This window comes from Mesorhizobium sp. WSM2561, assembly GCF_000513915.1.
GTDB lineage: Bacteria > Pseudomonadota > Alphaproteobacteria > Rhizobiales > Rhizobiaceae > Mesorhizobium > Mesorhizobium muleiense.
The window spans coordinates 62,588-81,669 of record NZ_AZUX01000001.1; the positions used below are offsets into that span (position 1 = coordinate 62,588).

Here is a 19,082-nt window from a genome sequence, read left to right on the forward strand (position 1 = left end):
AGTCCGGGGTGAAGCAGTGCTGAAAATAATGAAAACTCCCGAGCGACAGACGTCGAGGGCGGCCGGCTGGTCGCGGCGGACAGGCGCTTTTTCGGCGGTCCTGCTGCTGACCGTTCTCGTCGGCCACCGATATCAGCTTGTTGAAACGCCGGCTTTCCTTTGGGTGCTCGGCATTGTCGCGCTGCTTGCCGCCTTTGCGCTGTTGTTCGCCGGCCTTGCCTTTTCGAGAATTTGGAATTTCGGCGACCGTGGCGGTCGCGATCTCACCGTCGGCGCGGTGCTGGCACTGCTGGTGCTTGTTCCTTTTGGCATCGCCGCCTACTGGGCAGCGACTTCTCCACCGCTCAGGGACATCTCGACGGATTTCGACGATCCGCCGGTGCTCGACACCAGCACCCGGACCGGGGATATGAATGCGCTTTCGCCGCCGACCCCGGGCGAGCGGCGCCTGCAGACCGAGACCTATCCGCTGGTCACCGGACGCAGCTACAATCTGCCTTTCGATCGGGTCCTGGAAGCCGTCGAAACCGTGCTCGATCGTCGGGACTGGCAGCTTGCGGGGCCGTTTCCCCGTGCGATCGGGCAAAGCGAGGTGACGATCACCGCCCTGGCCAGGAGCTTCGTCCTCAGCCTTCCCGCCGACGTCGCCATCCGTGTGACCGACGATGGCGATGCGGTCATCGTCGACATGCGTTCGGCCTCGCGTTACGGTCGCTACGACCTTGGCGACAATGCGGCCCGCATCGTGGATTTCCTGGCCGAACTGGATCAGGAAGTCGCCGGCCAGGTCGGCACGGCCCCGGCTGAGTGATGTCCAGGGGCATTTTTACAGCCAAAGCGGAATCGCTTTGACGCCACAGAAATGCGGCTGATACAATCAGTGGTTGAGTATGCGAGCAGGCTATTCGGCCGGCTCGAATTCACCCTTGAGCAAAATTGTCTCCACCGGCCCAAGCGGATTGATGATGCGGCTCTCCAGGACTTCGACAAGCTTGCGTCCGACAGCCGCCATATCAACGGAATGAACTTCGATCTTTGCCGGCAGGAAGCGTGCCAGCCGCGTGCTGTCACGCGTTACGATGTGGACGTCGCTCCCCGGTGCAAGGCCTCTTTTGCCAAGAGCGTGCAGCGCCCCCAGCAGGCCCAGTTCGTTGGCGCATGCCAAGCCTGTCGGTGGATCTGAGCAAGCCAGCAAGCGATCGAACCAGGCCGCGCTCGATTCCATGGTGAACATGCCATGACCGATCAGCGATTGGTCGATCGGGATGCCGGCCTCGGCCATTGCCCTTGCATAGCCGGAAAGACGCATGGCACTCGCCTGATCCTCCGGAACCAGAAGTTGCAGAGCAATGCGTCGACAGCCCTTGTCCATGAGCCGTCGGGTTGCCTCGTAGGCAATCTGTTCATTGTCGACATCGACATAAGGATAGGCGGTGTCCAGGTCGGTTCTTCCAAACGCGACGAATGGCATGCGTTGATCCAGCAGCAGCTTGACGCGCGGATCACCCGACACCAGGCGCGTGATGATCAGTCCGTCCGTGCTGCGCGCCTGAAGCTGCCGCTGCACACTCTCGACGGGATCGTCGTCGGGCGTGGTGGAATAGATGGACAGACTATAACCGGCTTTTCGCGCCGCCAGCGTCATGCCTTCGATCAAAGGCAGCTTCAACAGATCTGACAGATGGTCTCGGGTCTCCATCGGGAGCACTGCCGTCAGCGTCAGCGTTCGACCGGTCTTGAGCGCACGACCATGATGATTTGGCAGATAGCCGACCCGCTTGGCCGCCTCCTTGACGCGGGCAATGGTCGAGGGCTGCACTTCCGGCCCATCCTTCAGAGCGCGGGATACCGTGGTCACCGAGAGGGAAAGTTCCGCCGCGATCTGCTTTAGATTGGCCATTGTTCGCCCGACTTCATTTGCGAAAGCGCCGGCTGACTTGCTGACCGCCATAACGTTACCGGATTCGACATCCCGGTCAATCCGAACGCCCGTCGCAAGCAGCTTGACTCCTGCGTATTCAGATGCAATCGTAACGTTACGATTACAAATAAATAGCCATTTCAGGCTATATTTGATCAAGTTGGGGAGGAGAACCTATGTCCTGGCTGCGCATTTCCTTAACAGCATTCGCCATCTCGGCTGCCTTGCCCGTCCATGCGCAAACACTCACCATCACGACCGCAGGCGGCGATTATGGCAACGCCATGAAAGAGGCCATGTGGGGCCCTGCTGCACAAGAGCTAGGCCATGATGTTCGCGAGGAGACGCTGAGCGACGGCCTGGCCGCCTTGAAGATGCAGGTCACCTCGGGGGCAGTTGCGACCGACATTATCCACCTCGGCTCGCCGGAAGGCGCCCAGGCCGCCGCTCAGTCGCTGCTGGAGCCGCTCGACTACAAGATCATCGATCCCAAATCCGTGCCGGACGGCGCAAAGTCCGACTACTGCTATCCCTTTGATTCCTATGGCACCGTCCTGTCGTGGAACACCAAGACCTATGGCGAGAACCCGCCGAAGACCTGGGCCGAGTTCTGGGACGTTGCCAAATTCCCGGGCCGCCGCGCGTTGCGCGCCAATGCGCAGGACTCGATCGAGATCGCGCTTCTCTCCGATGGCGTGGCGCCGGCGGACGTCTATGCCGTGCTCAGCACGCCGGAAGGGCTGGAGCGCGCCATCAAGCGGCTTGAAGCGATCAAACCAGATGTCGCCGTGTGGTGGACCTCGGGAGCCCAGTCCGCGCAACTGCTGAAGGATGGTGAGGCGGATCTGGTCGTTACCTGGAACGGACGGGCAGAGACCGTGAAAAAGGATGGCGGCGCGGCGGACTACACGTTCAAGGGTTCGGTCATCGGCACGGACTGCCTTGGGGTGCCGAAGGGAGCGCCGAACAAGGAAGCCGCGATGAAGCTCATCGCAGCGATGACGCAGCCGGCGCGCGTTGCGAAGCTGACCGATTTCATCGCCTATGGCCCGGTCAATCCTGCGGCCTATGAGGGTGGCCTGATTCCCGAGGACCGTCTGAAGACGCTTGCGACCGCGCCTGAAAATGCCGGCACCTCGGTGTTTTCGAATTCAGAATGGTGGGTCAAGAACGGCGAGGCTGCCCAACAAGCCTTCGACGAGATGATGGCCCGCTGAGTCTCGGCTGACAAGGCTGGAGCAGATGATGAAGTCGCTCCCGATCACCATCGACAGCGTCAGCAAGGCTTACGGGTCCTACGTCGCACTGGATGATGTCTCGCTCGACATTCAAGCTGGCGAGTTCCTCACGCTGCTGGGGCCATCGGGATCGGGCAAGACCACGCTGCTCATGGCTCTGGCCGGTTTTGTCCGGCCGGATTCCGGCAAGCTCTTGTTGGGCGATCGCGACATCACCCGCCTGGCGCCGAACAAACGCGACATCGGCATCGTCTTCCAGAATTACGCCTTGTTTCCCCACATGAACGTCCTGGCGAATGTCGCGTATCCGCTGGCGCTGCGCAAGGCGCCGAGAGCGGAGGCGCGTCAGCGGGCGCTTGCCACCCTGGCCCGCGTGAAGCTGGATGGCCTGGCGGAGCGCAATGTTGCCGCACTGTCCGGCGGCCAGCGCCAACGGGTGGCGTTGGCGCGGGCTATCGTCTTCGAACCGCGCGTGATGCTGATGGACGAGCCGCTGTCGGCGCTCGACAAGAATCTGCGCGAAACCATGCAGTACGAGATCCGGCGTCTGCACGATGACCTGGGGATCACCACAATCTACGTGACCCACGACCAGCGCGAGGCGCTGATCATGTCCGACCGGATTGCGGTGATGAACTCCGGCCGCATCCAGCAGATCGATACGCCGCAGCGGATCTATGATCGTCCATCAACCCGCTTCGTCGCCGAATTCATGGGCGAGGCCAACATTGTGGCGCCGGGCTCGGTGCGCAGGATCGATGGCGCCGAAGCGTCACGCGAAACCCTGATGATTCGCGCCGAAAGCTTTAATCTTGATGCGAAGCTCGCCGGGGCAGACGCAGTGGCTCTCGAAGGAACACTGCGCGCCAAGGCGTTCCGCGGCGAGAACTGGCTCTTGACGCTGGCGCTCGACGGTGGCCAGGAGGTCCTTGTCTGCATTCCGGCAGCGCTGGCCGGCGGTTGCGCCGAGTTTGCCGCCGGCCAGCGGATGACCGCATATGCACCAGCAGCCAAGGTTCACGCGATACCGGGAGCGCTGGCGTGACCGTCACTGTGGACCCTGCGCTCCTGGCGGATGCGCGCCGCGAGCGGCGGTTTTTCCTTTCGCTTTCGCTGCCGGCGCTGTTCATCGTTGGACTGGCGGCGATATTGCCCATCCTTTGGATCATCCGGCAATCCTTTTTGACCACAGGCGGTGAGTACACTGTCGGCAACTACGCGAAAGTGCTGTCGAGCGGACTGACATGGTCGGCGCTCGTCACCACCCTCGAGCTGTCCCTCGGCACGCTGGCGATCTGCATTCTTCTGGGCACCCCGCTGGCACTCGCCTTGGCCAGCGCCAGGCCAAGGGTGGCCAACGTGCTGATGGCCTTCGTCATGCTGCCATTGTGGACCGCTATCCTGGTGCGCACCTATGGCTGGCTCGTGCTCTTGCGGCGTGATGGCCTGATCAACGCGGCTTTGACTGGTTCGGGCCTGACGGCGGAGCCTTTGCCGCTGGTCTATAACTTCACCGGAACGCTGATCGGCATGGTTCACTACATGCTGCCGATCTTCCTGCTGCCGGTTTATGCCGCGATGCGCGATATCGACCCAAACCTCGTTCGCGCGGCAGCGAGCATGGGAGCCACGCTCGGGCAGGTCATCCGCACCGTCATAATGCCGCTTTCGGCCGGCGGCATCTTCTCGGGTTCGGTCATCGTCCTCATCTATTCCATCGGTTTCTTCATCACCCCGGCGGTGCTTGGCGGCGGCAAGGTAAATCCTCTCTCTACCCGGATCGAGCGTGCGCTATCGACCTTTCAGGATTGGGGATCGGCGAGCGTCCTGGGCATTCTGCTCCTCGTTCTGATGGCGCTGATCGGTGTGATGCTGCTGGCGGCACGCCGCCTGCTGGCCCAGAACGCAGTGGCAGCCTCCCATGCTTGAGGCCTATCCGCAAAACAGGCTCGCCCGCATTGTCCTGTGGAGCTTTGCGGCTCTTGTCGTGGCATTTCTGATGTTGCCGACGCTCGTGGTGGTGCCGCTTTCGTTTTCGGCATCGAGCCTCCTCGAGTTTCCGCCGCAGGCCTACTCGTTGCGCTGGTACGAGAACTTCTTCGGCTCGGCGACGTGGATGGCAGCACTCAGGACGAGCCTGATCCTTGGGATATTGACGGCGCTGATCGCGGTGCCTTTTGCGCTGCTCGCCTGCATCTCGATGAATCGGCTGGGCGGCAAGACCGCAGCTTCGATCCAGAGCGTCCTGCTCACCCCCTCGGTCACCCCGGGAATCCTGCTGGCGATCGGCCTCTTTTTTGTGCTGGCGGCGCAACGTCTGGTTGGAACGCTGTTCGGTGTGCTGGTCGGACATGTGGTGCTGGCCGTTCCGGTGGCATGCATTGTGCTGTTGCCCGCCCTGGCTCGCTTCGACTGGAACCAGGTTCAGGCGGCGCGCAGCCTCGGCGCGGACTGGGCCAGGGCTATTGGCGGGATAATCGTTCCGCAACTTCGGATCAGCCTGTTGTCGGCGACATTGATGGCCTTCCTGACGTCGCTCGATGAGTCGGTGATTTCGATCTTTATCGCAAGTGGTCGCAACAGCACGATGCCGAAGCTCATGTTCATTTCGCTGCGCGATCAGATCGATCCGACCATTGCGGCGATCTCGACATTGTGGACCGCTATTGTTGTGGTCGTCGTCGTGATCGCGGCGCTTCGCCAAAAATCCTGACCGAGCCAACAATCCTGACCAAGCCAAAAAAAGTCCTGACCGAGTTGGAAGCATGCCCAAAAATCATCACGCAGCCGGTGCTCCGGCGGATCAACCAACTGACATACCTCAGGTAGGCTTGGCCATCATCACCGGGTCGGCAAACTGGGGGCTTGCCTTCCCGGAAGATCTCGGAGTCGATAGCGTGCGCACGCTGCGGCGCGACATGAGTTTTGAAACGCCTTTCGGTCGTTCCGACAACTGGAAGTTGCTCGAGTTCGATGCCTCGATTTCAGCCGAAGGGAGAGCAAAGCGGGCGTTGTGCATGTATTCGCACGGCAATCCCCGCGACCATATCGACCATTCCTGCCATCGCCGCGCGTTCTGGGTGTTGATGCAAGCGGGTGTGCGGCAAGTCCTCGCCTGCTCGACCGTTGGCGCCGTCAACAAGGCGATCCAGCCCGGCGACATGGTGGTGCCCGCCGATATCATCGAACTGACGCAGACCCCGTTTTCACTGCTTCCGGATCGCCAGAGTTTTGACTGTTCGGGCAAGCAGATCGTATGTCCAAGATGCGCGGCGGTTCTGGTCGAAACGGCCCGCCGTCATTGGCCATCCCGCGTTCATGGCATCGAACAGCAGCTGGTCGCTGCCCATTGTTATGGGCCGCGGCTGACAACGCCGGCCGAAGCCTTGGCGTATCGGGGAATGGGGGCGGATGTGCTCAACCATTCCATCGCCCCTGAGGCGACCCTGGCCCGCGAGATCGGCGCCTGCTTCGTGCCCTGTGCGTTCGTCACGGCGGGCTTTAACGACTATATGGACCGCAACCGCCAGAAATTGCTGCAGGAGGACGTGCTACCCAATCTCTCCATGACAGCCTCGCTTGTCGCGCTGGAGACCGCCGCGCGACTTCCGGCCAATCCGCAATGCTCTTGCCAGGGTCTGAAGTCGCCTCAACCTGAAGAGCGTTCCAGCCGGTTCTGAGCTTTCAGGAGCGGAGTGCGAGCTCTGGCGGGATCTTTAGAGACTGTTTCGAAATTCGCTCTGGCGAGTCATATGGTGGTGGTTTCGAGAACCGGCGCGCAGCGGACATTTGGGTCCGTGAGCACCGGAAGCGCAGAAAACGCCATCAGATGGCCGCCAGAGTAGAGTTTCCAAACGGTCTCTTAGCCAGGCAGGCTGAAAATGCCGTCGATCGCCGGGTCGCCGTCGGTGCTCACCAGGCCGCGCGTCACCAGGTCCTCGAGATGGGCAAGCACCGACAGGCCGGCCGCGCCGTGCAGGCGCGGATCGGTATCGTGATAGATCGCCGCGACCATCTCCTCGATCGTCCGGTCGCCGCTTCTGATCCGCTCCAGGATCGCTTTCTCGCGCATCCTGCGATGCGACTTCAACTTGCGCATGAAGCTGCGCGGCGCTGTCACCGGCCCGCCATGGCCGGGCAGCAGCAGGCGGTCGTCGCGCTCGATCAGCCGATCCAGCGAGGCCATATAGTCGGCCATGGCGCCGTCCGGCGGCGCAACGATGGAGGTCGCCCAGGCCATGACGTGATCGGCCGAGAACAGGATACCGGTTCCTTCCAGCGCAAAGGCTGCATGATTGGCGGCATGGCCCGGCGTCAGCACCGTTCTGATCGCCCAACCGTCGCCGTCGACCACCATATCGTCGGCAAGCGCGACATCCGGATTGAAGGCGGTGTCGGCGCTGGCGTCGAGCGGATTGATTTCGCCTGTGCGCAGTGGCCTCGCCGGCCGATGCGGACCCTCGGCCAGGACAATCGCACCGGTGTGCTGCTTTAGCCGCGCTGCCAGCGGAGAATGGTCGCGATGCGTGTGGCTGACGAAAATGTGGCTGACCGGCCTGTCTGCGATCACCTCGAGCAGTGTCTTGAGATGCGCCTCGTCATCCGGCCCGGGATCGACCACCGCCAGCGTCTCGCGCCCAACGATGTAGCTGTTGGTGCCGTAGAATGTGAACGGGCCGGGATTTTTCGCGGTAATCCGGAGCACGTCGGGCGCAACGGTCACGCCCTGGCCGTAGGACGGATCGAAGTCTGTGTCGAATTTCAGCGCCATAGCGAATGTCGTTCAGCTCTGTTCCAGAGACGGCAAAACCGATTGCCGCATAACATGGAAGCCAATATAGGAAAACGCAAGGCCGCGATCTGCGGCAGTCCGCAATGAGGAAGACCATGGCAATTGCAACGACGCCGCTTGTTTCTCTCGCTCTGCCTGAAAAGGGCGCAGCCCGCCTGGCGACGCAGCTTTTGCTGGCGATCGTTGGAACACTGCTGCTGACCTTGTCGGCCAAGACCAGGGTTTTGCTCGGACCGGTCGACATCTCGATGCAGACCTTGGCCGTGTTTCTGATCGCCGCAGCATTCGGCATGCGCCTCGGCGTCGCCACGCTGCTTCTCTACATGGCGGAGGGCGCCATCGGCTTGCCGGTCTTCCAGGGCACGCCGGAAAAGGGCATCGGCATTGCCTACATGCTCGGCTCGACCGGCGGCTATCTTGCCGGCTTCGTCGTGATGGCGGCGATCGTCGGCTGGGCCGCCGATCGTGGCTGGGATCGCCATCCGGTCAAGCTCTTCAACGCGATGCTGGTTGCCGAAATCGTCATGATGGCGATGGGCTTTGCCTGGCTGGCGCTGCTCATCGGCCCGGAAAAGTCGTGGCAGTTCGGCGTCGTGCCCTTCATCGTCGGTGACCTGATCAAGGTCGGCCTGGCGGCGAGCCTTGTGCCAGCCGTCTGGTCGCTGCTCAAACGTTCCTGAGGCCTGGTCGATCGGGCGCAGCACTGATCGGCAAGCACAGGAATGATCCTGTCTCAGCGACGGCTCGTTGGGACTCGTCAACGCAGGGCGGCGCCAATTGGTCGGCATCTGCCATGCAACGATTTGCTAACGATACCGTCACACTATGGTCAAGACTAAGGACTAAGGACCAAGAACAGCCGGCGATTCGTCGCGAGTCAGTGTAACCAGGAGGCTACACATCGGCGCAAAATCGTTCGATACCGCTGGTTGGGTGGCTAAAAAATAATGCGGCTCGATGGCTTGTTAGGCATAGCTAAAATTAATGGACAAATAGCAGGAATTTTTCGACGAACCGACTCGATCCCCGCGGCATAGTTGCTCGCCGGTATCGGTGCGCTGTCGCAACCCTTGACATCGACCATGCCGAAAGCCGCCGAGAGCGAGACGCGTGATCAGCCCGAAAAAAACAACAGTCAAGGCGACTTCATCGTTGCAACGGCCCGCGGTCGGCGCCGCAGCGCGCTGGTATGCCGCCAGCGTTTTTCCGGGAAAAGAAGACGTCGCCGAACGGCATCTCCGGTTACAGGGGTTTCACCCGTTTATACCTCGCTGCGAGAGGACCGTTCGTCATGCCCGGCGCGTCGAGACGCGACCGGCAGCCTATTTTCCAGGATACATGTTCATCGCCCTCGATGTCGGGCTGCAGCGGTGGCGCTCGGTCAATGGAACGTTCGGTGTGCGCTCCCTCATCATGCAGGGCGATCGGCCATTGCCGGTCCCCTCGGGACTGGTGGAGCGGTTCATTGCCCTGACCGGCAAGGACGGCTTGCTTGATTTCAGCGGAGGCCTTACTGCGGGCGCTTCGGTTCGGATTCTCTCGGGTCCTTTCGCGGAGATGATCGGTCGCCTTGACCGTCTCGATCCAGCCGGAAGGGCCCGGGTTCTGGTTGCCATCATGAATGGCGAGATCCCTGTTGACTTGGATTCAAGGGAACTCGTTGCGATCGCATAACCGCAACTGACGCCAGGTCATGCGGTGCAAGTGCTGCAAAGTCGGCTCTCGGGTTTCACCCGGGAGTGCGGTAGCCATTTGGAGCCGAAGGATGTCGATGAACGTGGCAATGCAGATCTGTTGCTTGTCTTGGCGGATGATCAGTTAAATTGGTTAGTGGCTTCACGAATTTGAACACCTCCACTGTCAACCTGCCCAACCAGAGGCATCTTCTGCTTCGGATGCGCTTTCAATTGCTAGGCGGATTGACATTCGCGATCCTGTTCCCGGCGCTCATCCGCATGTCGTTCGGCCAACATGTGATTTGGTCATCGAACATGCAGGTTACGATCTTTGCTGCCCTCATCGCTCACACGTCGGGTTACCTGCTTTACAAGCGCATCGGCAATTTTCCGGGTGTGGCGGCGGCTGGTTACATCCTGCCCACCTTCGCCCTGACTTACGGCCTCGTATTCATGGCCATCTTCTTTTTCAGGTTTGATTATAGCCGGTTTCAGGCCGCAGCGAGCTTCATTCAATCCACCCTGTGGTATTTTGGCTTGAGCTTGGCCACACGGCGGCTCGACCCATACCGGTTGGCAGTAATCCCCGGAGGAGATGTTGATAGGCTGGAAGATATACCAGGCGTCAGTTGGCACCGGATTCATTCGCCCGAGACGATTGTCGAACATGCAAGCGGTGTGGTGGCCGACCTTCGAGCCGATCTTTCGGATGAATGGGAACGGTATATTGCCGATCGCGCGCTCTCGGGAACGCCGGTCTATCATGTCAAACAGATCAGCGAATCGCTTACGGGCCGAGTAGAAATAGAGCACCTTTCCGAAAATACCTTAGGATCTTTGAATCCAAACCATGCTTATTTAAAAATTAAACAAGCAGTCGATTGGATATCTGCGCTAGTTATTCTAGTGGTTTCTTCGCCGTTGCTCTTGTTCGTGGCGGCAGCGATAAAATTTGACTCAGCTGGCCCGGCTTTGTTCAGGCAAGAGAGAATGGGTTACAGAGGAAAGATCTACGAAGTTTACAAATTTCGGACAATGAAACTCGGCGCCCCGGTTGGCGATGAAAAGGAAGAGGCCATCACGAAGGCCGGCGATGCGCGCATCACGCGCCTTGGGCAGTTCTTGAGAAAATCCAGGATCGATGAATTGCCGCAGGCCTTCAACATCCTGCGCGGCGAGATGAGCTGGATCGGACCGCGCCCGGAAGCACTCGTGCTCTCCAAGTGGTACGAGGCCGAGCTGCCATTCTATCGATACCGCCACATCGTTCGGCCCGGCATTACCGGATGGGCGCAAGTCAACCAGGGCCACGTTGCGGCCGTCGACGATGTCCTGGAAAAACTTCACTACGACTTCTACTACATCAAGAATTTCTCCCCTTGGCTCGACGTGCTGATTGTGTTTCGCACCATCCGAACCATGCTGACAGGTTTTGGCGCGCGATGATATGCGGCAAAGATCGGTAGCCGGTATAGCCAAGCCGCCGCTATCGAGCCTCACAACGTTAGGATAGCCACCAGCTTTTGAATGGGGGTAGTTGTAATGTGTAAAGCCACGCTGATCAGCGTTGAGAATTATCGTCGTATCGACTCCGGAGAAGCACAATGACCAGGAAAACCGCACTCATCACCGGCATCACCGGCCAGGACGGCGCCTATCTGGCGGAACTTCTTTTGGCAAAGGGCTACGATGTCCATGGCATCAAGCGGCGGTCGTCGTCTTTCAATACGGGGCGTATCGATAATCTCTACCAGGATCCGCATGAAAAGGACGTAAGGCTGTCGCTGCACTATGGCGACATGACCGACGCCACCAACCTCATCCGCATCGTTCAGGAAGTGCAGCCTGACGAGATCTACAATCTCGCCGCACAATCGCATGTTCAGGTGAGTTTCGAGACCGCGGAATACACGGCAAATGCCGACGCGATCGGCACATTGCGTCTCCTTGAAGCCATCCGACTGCTTGGCCTGACAAAAAAGACGCGTTTTTATCAGGCATCGACATCCGAGCTCTACGGCAAGGTGCAGGAGATCCCGCAGCGGGAGACGACGCCTTTCTATCCTCGCTCGCCCTATGCGGCGGCAAAGATCTATGCCTACTGGATCACGGTGAATTACCGCGAAGCTTACGATATTCATGCTTCCAACGGCATCCTGTTCAATCACGAAAGCCCGATGCGCGGCGAGACCTTCGTCACCCGCAAGATCACGCGCGCGGCGGCCGCAATCAGCCTGGGCCTTCAGGACAAGCTCTATCTCGGCAATCTGTCGGCTGAACGGGATTGGGGCCATGCCCGCGATTATGTCGAAGGCATGTGGAGAATCCTTCAGCATGAAACGCCAGACGACTACGTCCTCGCAACCGGCGTGAAGAATTCCGTCCGCCGCTTTGTCGAGCTTGCATTCGGCGAGGTCGGGATCGAGATCGAGTGGGTCGGTTCCGGCGTCGACGAAAAAGGCATCGCCGCGAAATCGGGCACCGTTCTGGTCGAGGTGGACCCGCGCTACTTCAGGCCGACCGAAGTAGAGCTTCTGATCGGCGACGCCTCGAAAGCGGAGCGCGTTCTCGGGTGGAAGGCGACAACGTCGCTCGCCACGATGGTCCAGGAGATGGTCCAGTCCGACCTCGAAACGGTAAGGCGGGAGTCCGAACATCGGCGCCTCGATGAGGACCGCATTCGCGTTGCGGCACAGTAAGCGACGTTGGGCCGGGTCGACATGAAAATCTCGGTCTTGACCGTCTGTTGGAATTCCGCGGCGACAATCCGGCATACGGTCGACAGCTTCCTGGCCCAGGATCATGGCGCCAAGGAACTGGTGGTCATCGACGGCAATTCGTCCGATGATACGCTGGCAATAGTCCGTTCTTACCCACAGGATCAGATCCGGCTGGTCAGCGAGCCCGACAGCGGAATGTATGATGCACTCAACAAAGGATTGCGCCTTTACACTGGCGACGCGGTAGGCGTGCTGAATTCAGACGATTGCTTTCACGATCGTATGGCGCTGGGACGGATCTCCGCTGGGCTGGAACAGGCCGACATCGTGCATGGCGACCTGGATTTCGTCGAAGACCATCTGAGCAAGCGCATCGTACGGCGTTGGCGTGCCGCCGCCAGACCCCCCAAAGGCTTTCGGACCGGCTGGATGCCGGCCCATCCAACGTTCTACGTCAGGCGGAAGGTTGCGGACGCGGTCGGTGCGTTCGATATCAGCCTCAAAGTGGCATCGGACTATGATTGGATGTTGAGAGCTGTTGAACTCCACGGATTCCGGACCGCCGCGACCAGCCACGTGTTGGTGGACATGATGGTTGGTGGGGCCAGCACGCGAAGCCTTACCTCCCACATCGGGCACAATCTGGAAGCTCTGCGGGCACGCCGCCGCTGGCTCGGATCGGGTCCTGTCGATTATGCGCTCATTGCTAAGCCGGCGCGGAAAATCAGACAGTTCGTTTTCGCGCGGCGAGGTTGATCGAGCATGCGTTTTGAAGCCCTTGGCTTGGCGGCTAGCTCAATTCGTCGCTCAGGCAGCAGCAGGCCTTTGTCGATGCGCTTGGTATTCTCGCTGCAAAAGACACAATGGAGCCTTCTGGGATGTTGAACGATATTAGGTACTGGGCCGCTAAGTCCGGCTTGATACAAGAGCTGCGTGATATTCCCCTCCATTTCCAGCATCGGGAAAGTTACTCGCAGCACGGCGAGGACACCTTCCTCGTCAACACGATCTTCAAAGACCAAAGGCATCCTGGTCGATATCTCGACATCGGCGCTTCCCACCCGATCCGTATCTCGAATACGTATTTGCTGCATCGCAAGGGCTGGTCCGGCATCGTCGTCGAGCCGATCAGCCGCCTTCTTCGGCTTCACCAGCGCTGGCGCCCACGCGATACCCACGTCCAGTGCCTTATCGGGGAGACCGACAGCGTCGCGGAATTCTTCTTGATATATCCGTCGGTACTCTCAACCACGTCGCCCGAGCAATATGAGCGTGTGGTTGCAGCCGGCCATCGCTTGATTGAACGCCTCGAGCTTCCTCAACTGACGCTGGGCACACTGCTTCACAAATACGGCGAAGGAAAAAGGATCGATTTTGCGAGCGTCGACATCGAGGGCGTCGATTGGATCGTGGCCAAGCAGATTTCCGAACTCGACGAGAAACTGGTTCCGCGTTGCCTCTGCATAGAGTCGAATGATGAAGACGCAAATCTGCGCGTGACGAGCCTGTTGAGCGATGTTTATCGAAACAACAAACGCATGGGCGCGAATACGATTTTCTGGAATGACAGATGAGGGGATCGAGCGACCTCGATCTGCCCTCGCCGTCGTTTCCACGATTGGCGCAATCAGCGCAAGTCGCCAATTTTGCAATGCGGCGATAAAGAATGTTCCGAAGCATCCTGACGGTTTTGTCGGGGTCGGTGATTGCGCAGCTTATTGCAATTGCAGTCCTTCCAGCCTTGACACGCCTCTACGACGCCGAAGCCTTCGGGCGATATCAGATCTATCTGTCGGTTCTGAACGTGGCGATCATGTTTTCCGCGTTCCGCTACGAAGTCGCACTTCTCGGCGCGAGACCGGGGAGAGTTTTGGAAAACCTGTTAAAGGTGACGTTCCGGCTATGTATCGTGACAGGAATGGTAGCCGTTCTTGTCGTCATTGTCGTCGATCTGTGGGCGCCGAATGTGGTGCCGTCTCTGCGCGCCATAATCTTTATTCTGCCCGGCGCGATGATCGTGGCGGGTCTTTACCAAATGCTCTCCTATGTGCCGATCCGTGAGCGTAATTATCCTCTCAGCGCACGTTCCAAGATCCTGCAATCGATCGGTTTTTCCGTTGGCGCGCTTGGCTGTGCCATGTTTTCCTTTATTGGAGCCGGTCTTGTCCTTGCCGATATATTCGGCAGGGTCGCGGGCAGCATCTCCATCCTTCTTCGCAGTGGCAAACTCTGGCGAACTCTGATTTCTCCCATCTCGTTTCCTGCGATGAAATTTACGGCGGTTCGCTTCAAAGAATTTGGGTTCTTCACCTTTCCGGGAACACTTTTGTCCGCGCTCGGTGCCGCCGTCGCGCCATTCGCCTTTCTTGCATTGTTCAATCTGGAAGTTGCAGGACAGTACGCACTTGTCGAACGGTTTATCCTCATGCCGGTTGGCATCGTCGCGGTGGCTGTCTCACAGGTCTTTACCGGCGAGTTCGCGAAACTTTATAGGGCCGGCAAAGGCGGCGGCCTGAACGGTGCATTTCGACGGGCGCTCTTTCAGCTTCTTGCCATTGGCCTTTTGCCGACGGTGCTGGGCATGGTGTTTTCGCCAAGTGTCGTCCCTTTTGTCTTTGGCGCCGACTGGGTTATGGCCGGCAAGCTTTGTGCCATTGCCTTTCCGATCGCTTATGTGCGCTTTGTCGCAACGGCATTGACGATGACGCTTATCATTATCGAGCGACAGTCACTCCAGTTTGCCTGGGAACTAGGCCGGTTCCTTTTCACACTGCTGGTCTTTGGCTGGCTCGGCTGGGCCCGAATCGACGATCCGCTCATCGTCATGATCTGGCACGGACTGGCGACCGCTGTCACCTATGCTCTTCAACTTGCATTGGCTGATCATGCAACGAAGTTGGTCAACTTGCAGGTAAGGGAAAGCGAAGGAACCGTTTCATGAGGGTTAGCTTAGTGTTCGCTGTGCAGCGAATTTTCAATATGTTCGGCTATCATTTGAGCAAACTTGAGCGCGGTGTCCGCATCGATGACTCCTTCGAGGAGCAATTGCGTCTCGCAGGCGACGTTGCCACGATCTTCGAAGTCGGGTCCGCGGATGGGCGGGATACGCGCACCTATGCCGACAGGTGCACGAAGGCTATCGTCCATGCCTTTGAACCCCTGCCGGAAAACTTTACCAAGCTCCGTGCCGTTGCCGAACAGGAGCCGCGAATAATTCCCGTCAACATGGCCGTCTCTTCGAAGGCAGGAACCGCGTCCTTCCACGTCGCGGCGCTTCCTGACGCCAGTTCCCTGTTCAGCGCGCGCAGTACCGGTTCAACCTTTGATAAATATACCACGGAGAAAGATGTAATAGAAGTTAGCGTGATCACTTTGGATGGGTATTGCGAACGAGAAAGCGTAAACAATATAGATATATTGAAGATGGACGCTCAGGGAGCGGAACTTGAAATTTTGAAAGGAGCAGAAAATATACTCGGAAGTAAAAAAATCAAACTTATTTACTCCGAGGTGAATTTTATGAGAATATACGATGGTTCTTGCCTGTTCCATGAGGTGACGGCCCATCTTGAGAAGTTAAACTACCGGCTCCATGCGATTTACAATCAGCACCATAACCAGTTTGGCCGACTGGCGTGGGCCGATGCGATATACCTGCCGAACATCGACTAGTTTGGCGTGACGAGGCAGACGCTCATGGCACATCTCTACGGCTATCCCGATATCGGCCGTTTCGGTCTTGGTCACAGCATGCTCGCCTGGGCGCGTTGTGAGATCTGGTGTCGAAACAACGATGCGCAGATGCTCGGGCCGCGTTGGTTCCGCCCACGTATCGGTCCCTATTTGCGCCGCGAGCGGGACAAGCGCGAGTATTTCAGGCTCCTTAATAACAAGGGCTATGTGGGCGAGCCGTGGCGCACTGCACTTCTGGCAACGGCACGGAAAATTCCGGCAGAGGCAGCTCCATCCGCCGCATATGCCGGCAGGAACACAGTCGTTGTCTTCAGGAACACCGTGGCGTCGAACTTCGAAAAACACTTCCATGAAGTCCGCGGCCACGGGCGCGTCCTCTACGACGCTTTTCGCAGGATCACCCGCAAAAAATACCTTCCGGAAGCGCCAGCCGCGCCTTTCGTGGCTGTCCATGTCCGCCTTGGCGACTTCTCCCGCTTCGACGTGAATCGGGTGGAGGCAAAGACGCACAATCAACGGCTGCCGATCGACTGGTACTGCGACAGCCTTGTCGCTCTTCGTGAGGCCCTGGGCACAAACATGCCAGCCCGTGTCTTTTCCGACGGGGACGATACCGAGCTTGTCCCACTCCTTCGTCTCCCGGACGTGCGCCGGGCCAATGACGCAGAATCGGTTACGCACATGCTGGAAATGGCTCAGGCAAGTGCGATCATCGGAGCCGGCTCGAACTTCAACCTGTGGGCTGCCTTTTTTGGCCAGGTTCCGCGGATCACCTACCCGAACCAGGCGATCGTCGTGGTAAATGACGATCCAACCCGCGAAACGAGTTTCCGCGACGATACGCCCCTTCCTGACGTCTTCGTCAATCACGTTAAGGGCCAGTTCACTCGGCGAGAAACTCAAAGCGAACTAACCTAGAGCTTGCCAGGTGCCAGCCATGATCTTGATCTATTTTCGATGTTCCGGTCTCTACCGGTCTGCGGGACAAGGGGTGCGGTGATTCTCAAGTCGTTTATCGGTTGGAACAGGGACGCCGCAGCATGGCTCGAACGCCGCTATCCCGGGTTTTTCGGCGCGCCGTCTTACAAGGCGGAGCTTGAGCGACGTATTGCCGAGGATGTTGCGCGCCTGAAACCGTCGGCCATCCTCGAGGTCGGCGGGATCGACAGGCCACTTCTGGAGCGAAGCACCAGTTTCACCTATATCGGCCTCGATATCGAGGAAAGACCGGACTGCTATCGCATCTACGACCAGTTTGTCGTTCAGTCGATCGAGCAGCCCGTCGATGTCGAGGCGGACATGCTCATTTCGATCACGTTGATGGAGCATGTGCCGGACAACATGGCGGCAGCGCGCTCGATGTTTTTGGCGCTTCGGCCGGGCGGCGTGATGCACCACTATGTCCCATCGAAGTGGCACCCCTATTCGGTGGCATTGCGGATCGTCGGACCCGTTATGCAAAAATGGCTGATCCCGTATCTTCGGCCGTCTGCGGTGGGTGTCACCGGCTATCCTGCCTTTTTCGACCATTGCTCCCCTTCGGACATGGCGAAGTTGTTTCGCAGCCACGGATTCGAGCAGGTCAACGTCACGTCGTTTTACCGCGCCAGCGACTATTTCGCTTTCTTCCTGCCCGCCTACGTTTCCGTCGCCCTGTTCGAGAACCTTTGTGCAATGCTGAACTGGCGCATCTTCTGTTCCGGCTTCGTCATCAGCGCTACAAAACCACGTTATAGCTAGAACGGAATCATGCGACTTTTTCAGAATTCTGGGATTGCCCCAAGCTATCGGCCTCGACTTGCCGGCCTCGTCGCGGGAATCAGCGGCTTCGAGCAGCAGAAGGAGGTGTTCCTGAACGATCGTTACGGCGCGGCGCATATTCTCTTGCCGATGCTTGAGCGCAGTCCGGAAGCGTTTTTTACGAATGGCGACGATGAATCGTTGCAACGGGCCTGGGCGCGCGAAAACGGGCTGGGCAACGATACCCCGCTGACTGATATCCTTCTTGCCCAGATTGAGCACCACAAGACGGATGTCTTCTACAATCTCGACCCGTTTCGTTACGACGCTGCTTTTGTCCGCCGCTTGCCTGGGCATGTGAAACGAAAGATTGCCTGGCGCGCCGCACCAGGCAGGATCGACTTTTCCGGCTACGATCTCGTGCTTTGTAATTTTCCGTCCATGCGACAGATGTGGGAAGAACAGGGCGCCAAGACGGCTCACTTCTTTCCCGCTCACGATCCGGAACTAGATAGTGTCGCTGCAAATCGGAACAGGGACATCGATGTCCTCTTCTTCGGTGGCTACAGCCGTCATCACCAGCGCCGAAGGCAAATACTGGAAGCGGTCGCACGTCTTGCAGGCCGCCACCGGGTTGTTTTCCATTTGGATCTGTCACGCTACACGTCACTCGCCGAGACGCCGCTTGGCTGGTTCGGTCCTTTGAAAGCAGTGCGCCGCCCGCGTGCGATCCGTAGTGTCTGCGCGCCTCCCGTATTCGGTCGAGCCATGTACGCGCAGCTTGGAAGAGCAAAGGTCGTGGTCAACGCCTCGATCGACATGGCCGGCCCGGACCGCGGCAATATGCGCTGCTTCGAAACCATGGGAGCTGGAGCCCTGCTGGTCTCTGATTCCGGTATCTATCCCGCACCGATGCGTGATGGGGAAACCATGGCCATCTATGAGCAGCCGCAGGACGCATCGGAAACAATCGAACGGCAATTGAATGATGGAAGCTGGGACGCGATCGGCTGGGCCGGGCACAGCGCGATTCGTGACGAATATAGCAAGAAACGACAATTTGAACGGTTTCTTGAGCTGGTATAGCGGATGGTTCGATCGCGTTGTGTCCGGTGGCGATATCGCCAAACCGCGCCGGCTTACAATCATGTGCGCGCCAGCTTGACGCGAATTGGACCGAAAGGCCGTTCTATGCTTGCTCAGCCCGGCGGCGCGCTCGACCCGCACCGGGGTCGACTGAGCTTTGCCGTCGGTGAAATTGGTCAGCGATGATGCCAAACCTGTTTCTCTCGGAGCGTCGAT

General features: G+C 58.9%; 18 protein-coding genes and 1 pseudogene. 17 read left to right on the forward strand and 2 right to left on the reverse strand.

Annotation, left to right across the window (positions count from 1 at the left end; all coding sequences use genetic code 11):
* Window positions 1-28: 28 nt before the first annotated feature.
* Window positions 29-811 carry a DUF1499 domain-containing protein gene (locus M727_RS0100315; RefSeq protein ID WP_036260983.1) on the forward strand — a complete coding sequence of 261 codons (783 nt, stop codon included), beginning with the start codon at window positions 29-31 and terminating at the stop codon, window positions 809-811.
* Window positions 812-901: 90 nt separating this feature from the next.
* On the opposite strand, the gene M727_RS0100320 is transcribed toward M727_RS0100315, so the two are convergent.
* Window positions 902-2,080 carry a LacI family DNA-binding transcriptional regulator gene (locus M727_RS0100320; RefSeq protein WP_245268315.1) on the reverse strand — a complete coding sequence of 393 codons (1,179 nt, stop codon included), beginning with the start codon at window positions 2,078-2,080 and terminating at the stop codon, window positions 902-904.
* A gap of 17 nt (window positions 2,081-2,097) precedes the next feature.
* Between M727_RS0100320 and M727_RS0100325 the strand changes: the two genes are divergently transcribed.
* The 5 genes from M727_RS0100325 to M727_RS0100345 all read left to right on the forward strand — a co-directional run bounded on the left by M727_RS0100325 (window position 2,098) and on the right by M727_RS0100345 (window position 6,839).
* Window positions 2,098-3,138 (forward strand): ABC transporter substrate-binding protein, encoded by a 1,041-nt coding sequence (locus M727_RS0100325; protein WP_027150976.1) that lies wholly within the window; start codon window positions 2,098-2,100, stop codon window positions 3,136-3,138.
* A gap of 28 nt (window positions 3,139-3,166) precedes the next feature.
* Window positions 3,167-4,204, forward strand: a complete 1,038-nt coding sequence (locus tag M727_RS0100330; RefSeq protein WP_036261139.1) for an ABC transporter ATP-binding protein — start codon at window positions 3,167-3,169, stop codon at window positions 4,202-4,204.
* Window positions 4,201-5,088 carry an ABC transporter permease gene (locus M727_RS0100335; protein WP_027150978.1) on the forward strand — a complete coding sequence of 296 codons (888 nt, stop codon included), beginning with the start codon at window positions 4,201-4,203 and terminating at the stop codon, window positions 5,086-5,088. The genes M727_RS0100330 and M727_RS0100335 overlap by 4 nt, the downstream gene beginning before the upstream one ends.
* 223 nt (window positions 5,089-5,311) lie before the next feature.
* Window positions 5,312-5,872 carry an ABC transporter permease subunit gene (locus M727_RS0100340; RefSeq protein ID WP_245268316.1) on the forward strand — a complete coding sequence of 187 codons (561 nt, stop codon included), beginning with the start codon at window positions 5,312-5,314 and terminating at the stop codon, window positions 5,870-5,872.
* A gap of 118 nt (window positions 5,873-5,990) precedes the next feature.
* The gene (locus M727_RS0100345; RefSeq protein WP_245268317.1) at window positions 5,991-6,839 is read left to right on the forward strand and encodes a 5'-methylthioadenosine phosphorylase; all 849 of its coding nucleotides are present in this window, start codon (window positions 5,991-5,993) and stop codon (window positions 6,837-6,839) included.
* A gap of 182 nt (window positions 6,840-7,021) precedes the next feature.
* On the opposite strand, the gene M727_RS0100350 is transcribed toward M727_RS0100345, so the two are convergent.
* Window positions 7,022-7,930 carry an MBL fold metallo-hydrolase gene (locus M727_RS0100350; RefSeq protein ID WP_027150981.1) on the reverse strand — a complete coding sequence of 303 codons (909 nt, stop codon included), beginning with the start codon at window positions 7,928-7,930 and terminating at the stop codon, window positions 7,022-7,024.
* Window positions 7,931-8,046: 116 nt separating this feature from the next.
* Here M727_RS0100350 and M727_RS0100355 point away from each other — a divergent pair, with 116 nt between their 5' ends.
* The 11 genes and pseudogenes from M727_RS0100355 (at window position 8,047) to M727_RS0100405 (ending at window position 18,866) form a co-directional block, all read left to right on the forward strand.
* The gene (locus M727_RS0100355; protein ID WP_027150982.1) at window positions 8,047-8,631 is read left to right on the forward strand and encodes a biotin transporter BioY; all 585 of its coding nucleotides are present in this window, start codon (window positions 8,047-8,049) and stop codon (window positions 8,629-8,631) included.
* 430 nt (window positions 8,632-9,061) lie between these two features.
* Entirely contained in the window at window positions 9,062-9,625 is a 564-nt protein-coding gene (locus tag M727_RS39500) for a transcription termination/antitermination NusG family protein (RefSeq protein WP_084646570.1), read from the forward strand.
* A 170-nt stretch (window positions 9,626-9,795) separates the two neighbouring features.
* A complete protein-coding gene (locus M727_RS0100365; RefSeq protein ID WP_245268318.1) occupies window positions 9,796-11,073 on the forward strand; it encodes a sugar transferase in 1,278 nt (425 codons plus the stop codon).
* 158 nt (window positions 11,074-11,231) lie between these two features.
* A pseudogene (gene gmd, locus M727_RS0100370) lies at window positions 11,232-12,351 on the forward strand (GDP-mannose 4,6-dehydratase).
* Complete coding sequence (locus M727_RS0100375) at window positions 12,348-13,103, forward strand: glycosyltransferase family 2 protein (RefSeq protein ID WP_027150985.1); 756 nt, start codon at window positions 12,348-12,350, stop codon at window positions 13,101-13,103. Before gmd ends, M727_RS0100375 begins: the two are co-directional and overlap by 4 nt.
* A 122-nt stretch (window positions 13,104-13,225) precedes the next feature.
* Window positions 13,226-13,921 carry an FkbM family methyltransferase gene (locus M727_RS0100380; RefSeq protein WP_198032570.1) on the forward strand — a complete coding sequence of 232 codons (696 nt, stop codon included), beginning with the start codon at window positions 13,226-13,228 and terminating at the stop codon, window positions 13,919-13,921.
* 92 nt (window positions 13,922-14,013) lie between these two features.
* On the forward strand, window positions 14,014-15,288 hold the full coding sequence (locus tag M727_RS0100385; protein ID WP_027150987.1) for an oligosaccharide flippase family protein: 1,275 nt from the start codon (window positions 14,014-14,016) through the stop codon (window positions 15,286-15,288).
* On the forward strand, window positions 15,285-16,019 hold the full coding sequence (locus M727_RS0100390; RefSeq protein WP_027150988.1) for an FkbM family methyltransferase: 735 nt from the start codon (window positions 15,285-15,287) through the stop codon (window positions 16,017-16,019). Before M727_RS0100385 ends, M727_RS0100390 begins: the two co-directional genes overlap by 4 nt.
* 24 nt (window positions 16,020-16,043) lie before the next feature.
* Complete coding sequence (locus tag M727_RS0100395; protein ID WP_027150989.1) at window positions 16,044-16,958, forward strand: hypothetical protein; 915 nt, start codon at window positions 16,044-16,046, stop codon at window positions 16,956-16,958.
* A gap of 39 nt (window positions 16,959-16,997) precedes the next feature.
* The gene (locus M727_RS0100400; RefSeq protein ID WP_156941450.1) at window positions 16,998-17,780 is read left to right on the forward strand and encodes a methyltransferase domain-containing protein; all 783 of its coding nucleotides are present in this window, start codon (window positions 16,998-17,000) and stop codon (window positions 17,778-17,780) included.
* 9 nt (window positions 17,781-17,789) lie between these two features.
* Window positions 17,790-18,866, forward strand: a complete 1,077-nt coding sequence (locus tag M727_RS0100405; RefSeq protein ID WP_027150991.1) for a glycosyltransferase — start codon at window positions 17,790-17,792, stop codon at window positions 18,864-18,866.
* The last annotated feature ends 216 nt before the right edge of the window (window positions 18,867-19,082 follow it).

What these genes read in the sequence shown, in the direction of transcription:
- M727_RS0100315 (WP_036260983.1), top strand. Translation starts at nt 29, where the DNA reads ATGAAAACTCCCGAGCGACAGACGTCGAGGGCGGCCGGCTGGTCGCGG.
- M727_RS0100325 (WP_027150976.1), top strand. Translation starts at nt 2,098, where the DNA reads ATGTCCTGGCTGCGCATTTCCTTAACAGCATTCGCCATCTCGGCTGCC.
- M727_RS0100330 (WP_036261139.1), top strand. Translation starts at nt 3,167, where the DNA reads ATGAAGTCGCTCCCGATCACCATCGACAGCGTCAGCAAGGCTTACGGG.
- M727_RS0100350 (WP_027150981.1), bottom strand. Translation starts at nt 7,930, where the DNA reads ATGGCGCTGAAATTCGACACAGACTTCGATCCGTCCTACGGCCAGGGC.
- M727_RS0100355 (WP_027150982.1), top strand. Translation starts at nt 8,047, where the DNA reads ATGGCAATTGCAACGACGCCGCTTGTTTCTCTCGCTCTGCCTGAAAAG.
- M727_RS0100375 (WP_027150985.1), top strand. Translation starts at nt 12,348, where the DNA reads ATGAAAATCTCGGTCTTGACCGTCTGTTGGAATTCCGCGGCGACAATC.
- M727_RS0100380 (WP_198032570.1), top strand. Translation starts at nt 13,226, where the DNA reads ATGTTGAACGATATTAGGTACTGGGCCGCTAAGTCCGGCTTGATACAA.
- M727_RS0100385 (WP_027150987.1), top strand. Translation starts at nt 14,014, where the DNA reads ATGTTCCGAAGCATCCTGACGGTTTTGTCGGGGTCGGTGATTGCGCAG.
- M727_RS0100390 (WP_027150988.1), top strand. Translation starts at nt 15,285, where the DNA reads ATGAGGGTTAGCTTAGTGTTCGCTGTGCAGCGAATTTTCAATATGTTC.
- M727_RS0100395 (WP_027150989.1), top strand. Translation starts at nt 16,044, where the DNA reads ATGGCACATCTCTACGGCTATCCCGATATCGGCCGTTTCGGTCTTGGT.
- M727_RS0100400 (WP_156941450.1), top strand. Translation starts at nt 16,998, where the DNA reads ATGTTCCGGTCTCTACCGGTCTGCGGGACAAGGGGTGCGGTGATTCTC.
- M727_RS0100405 (WP_027150991.1), top strand. Translation starts at nt 17,790, where the DNA reads ATGCGACTTTTTCAGAATTCTGGGATTGCCCCAAGCTATCGGCCTCGA.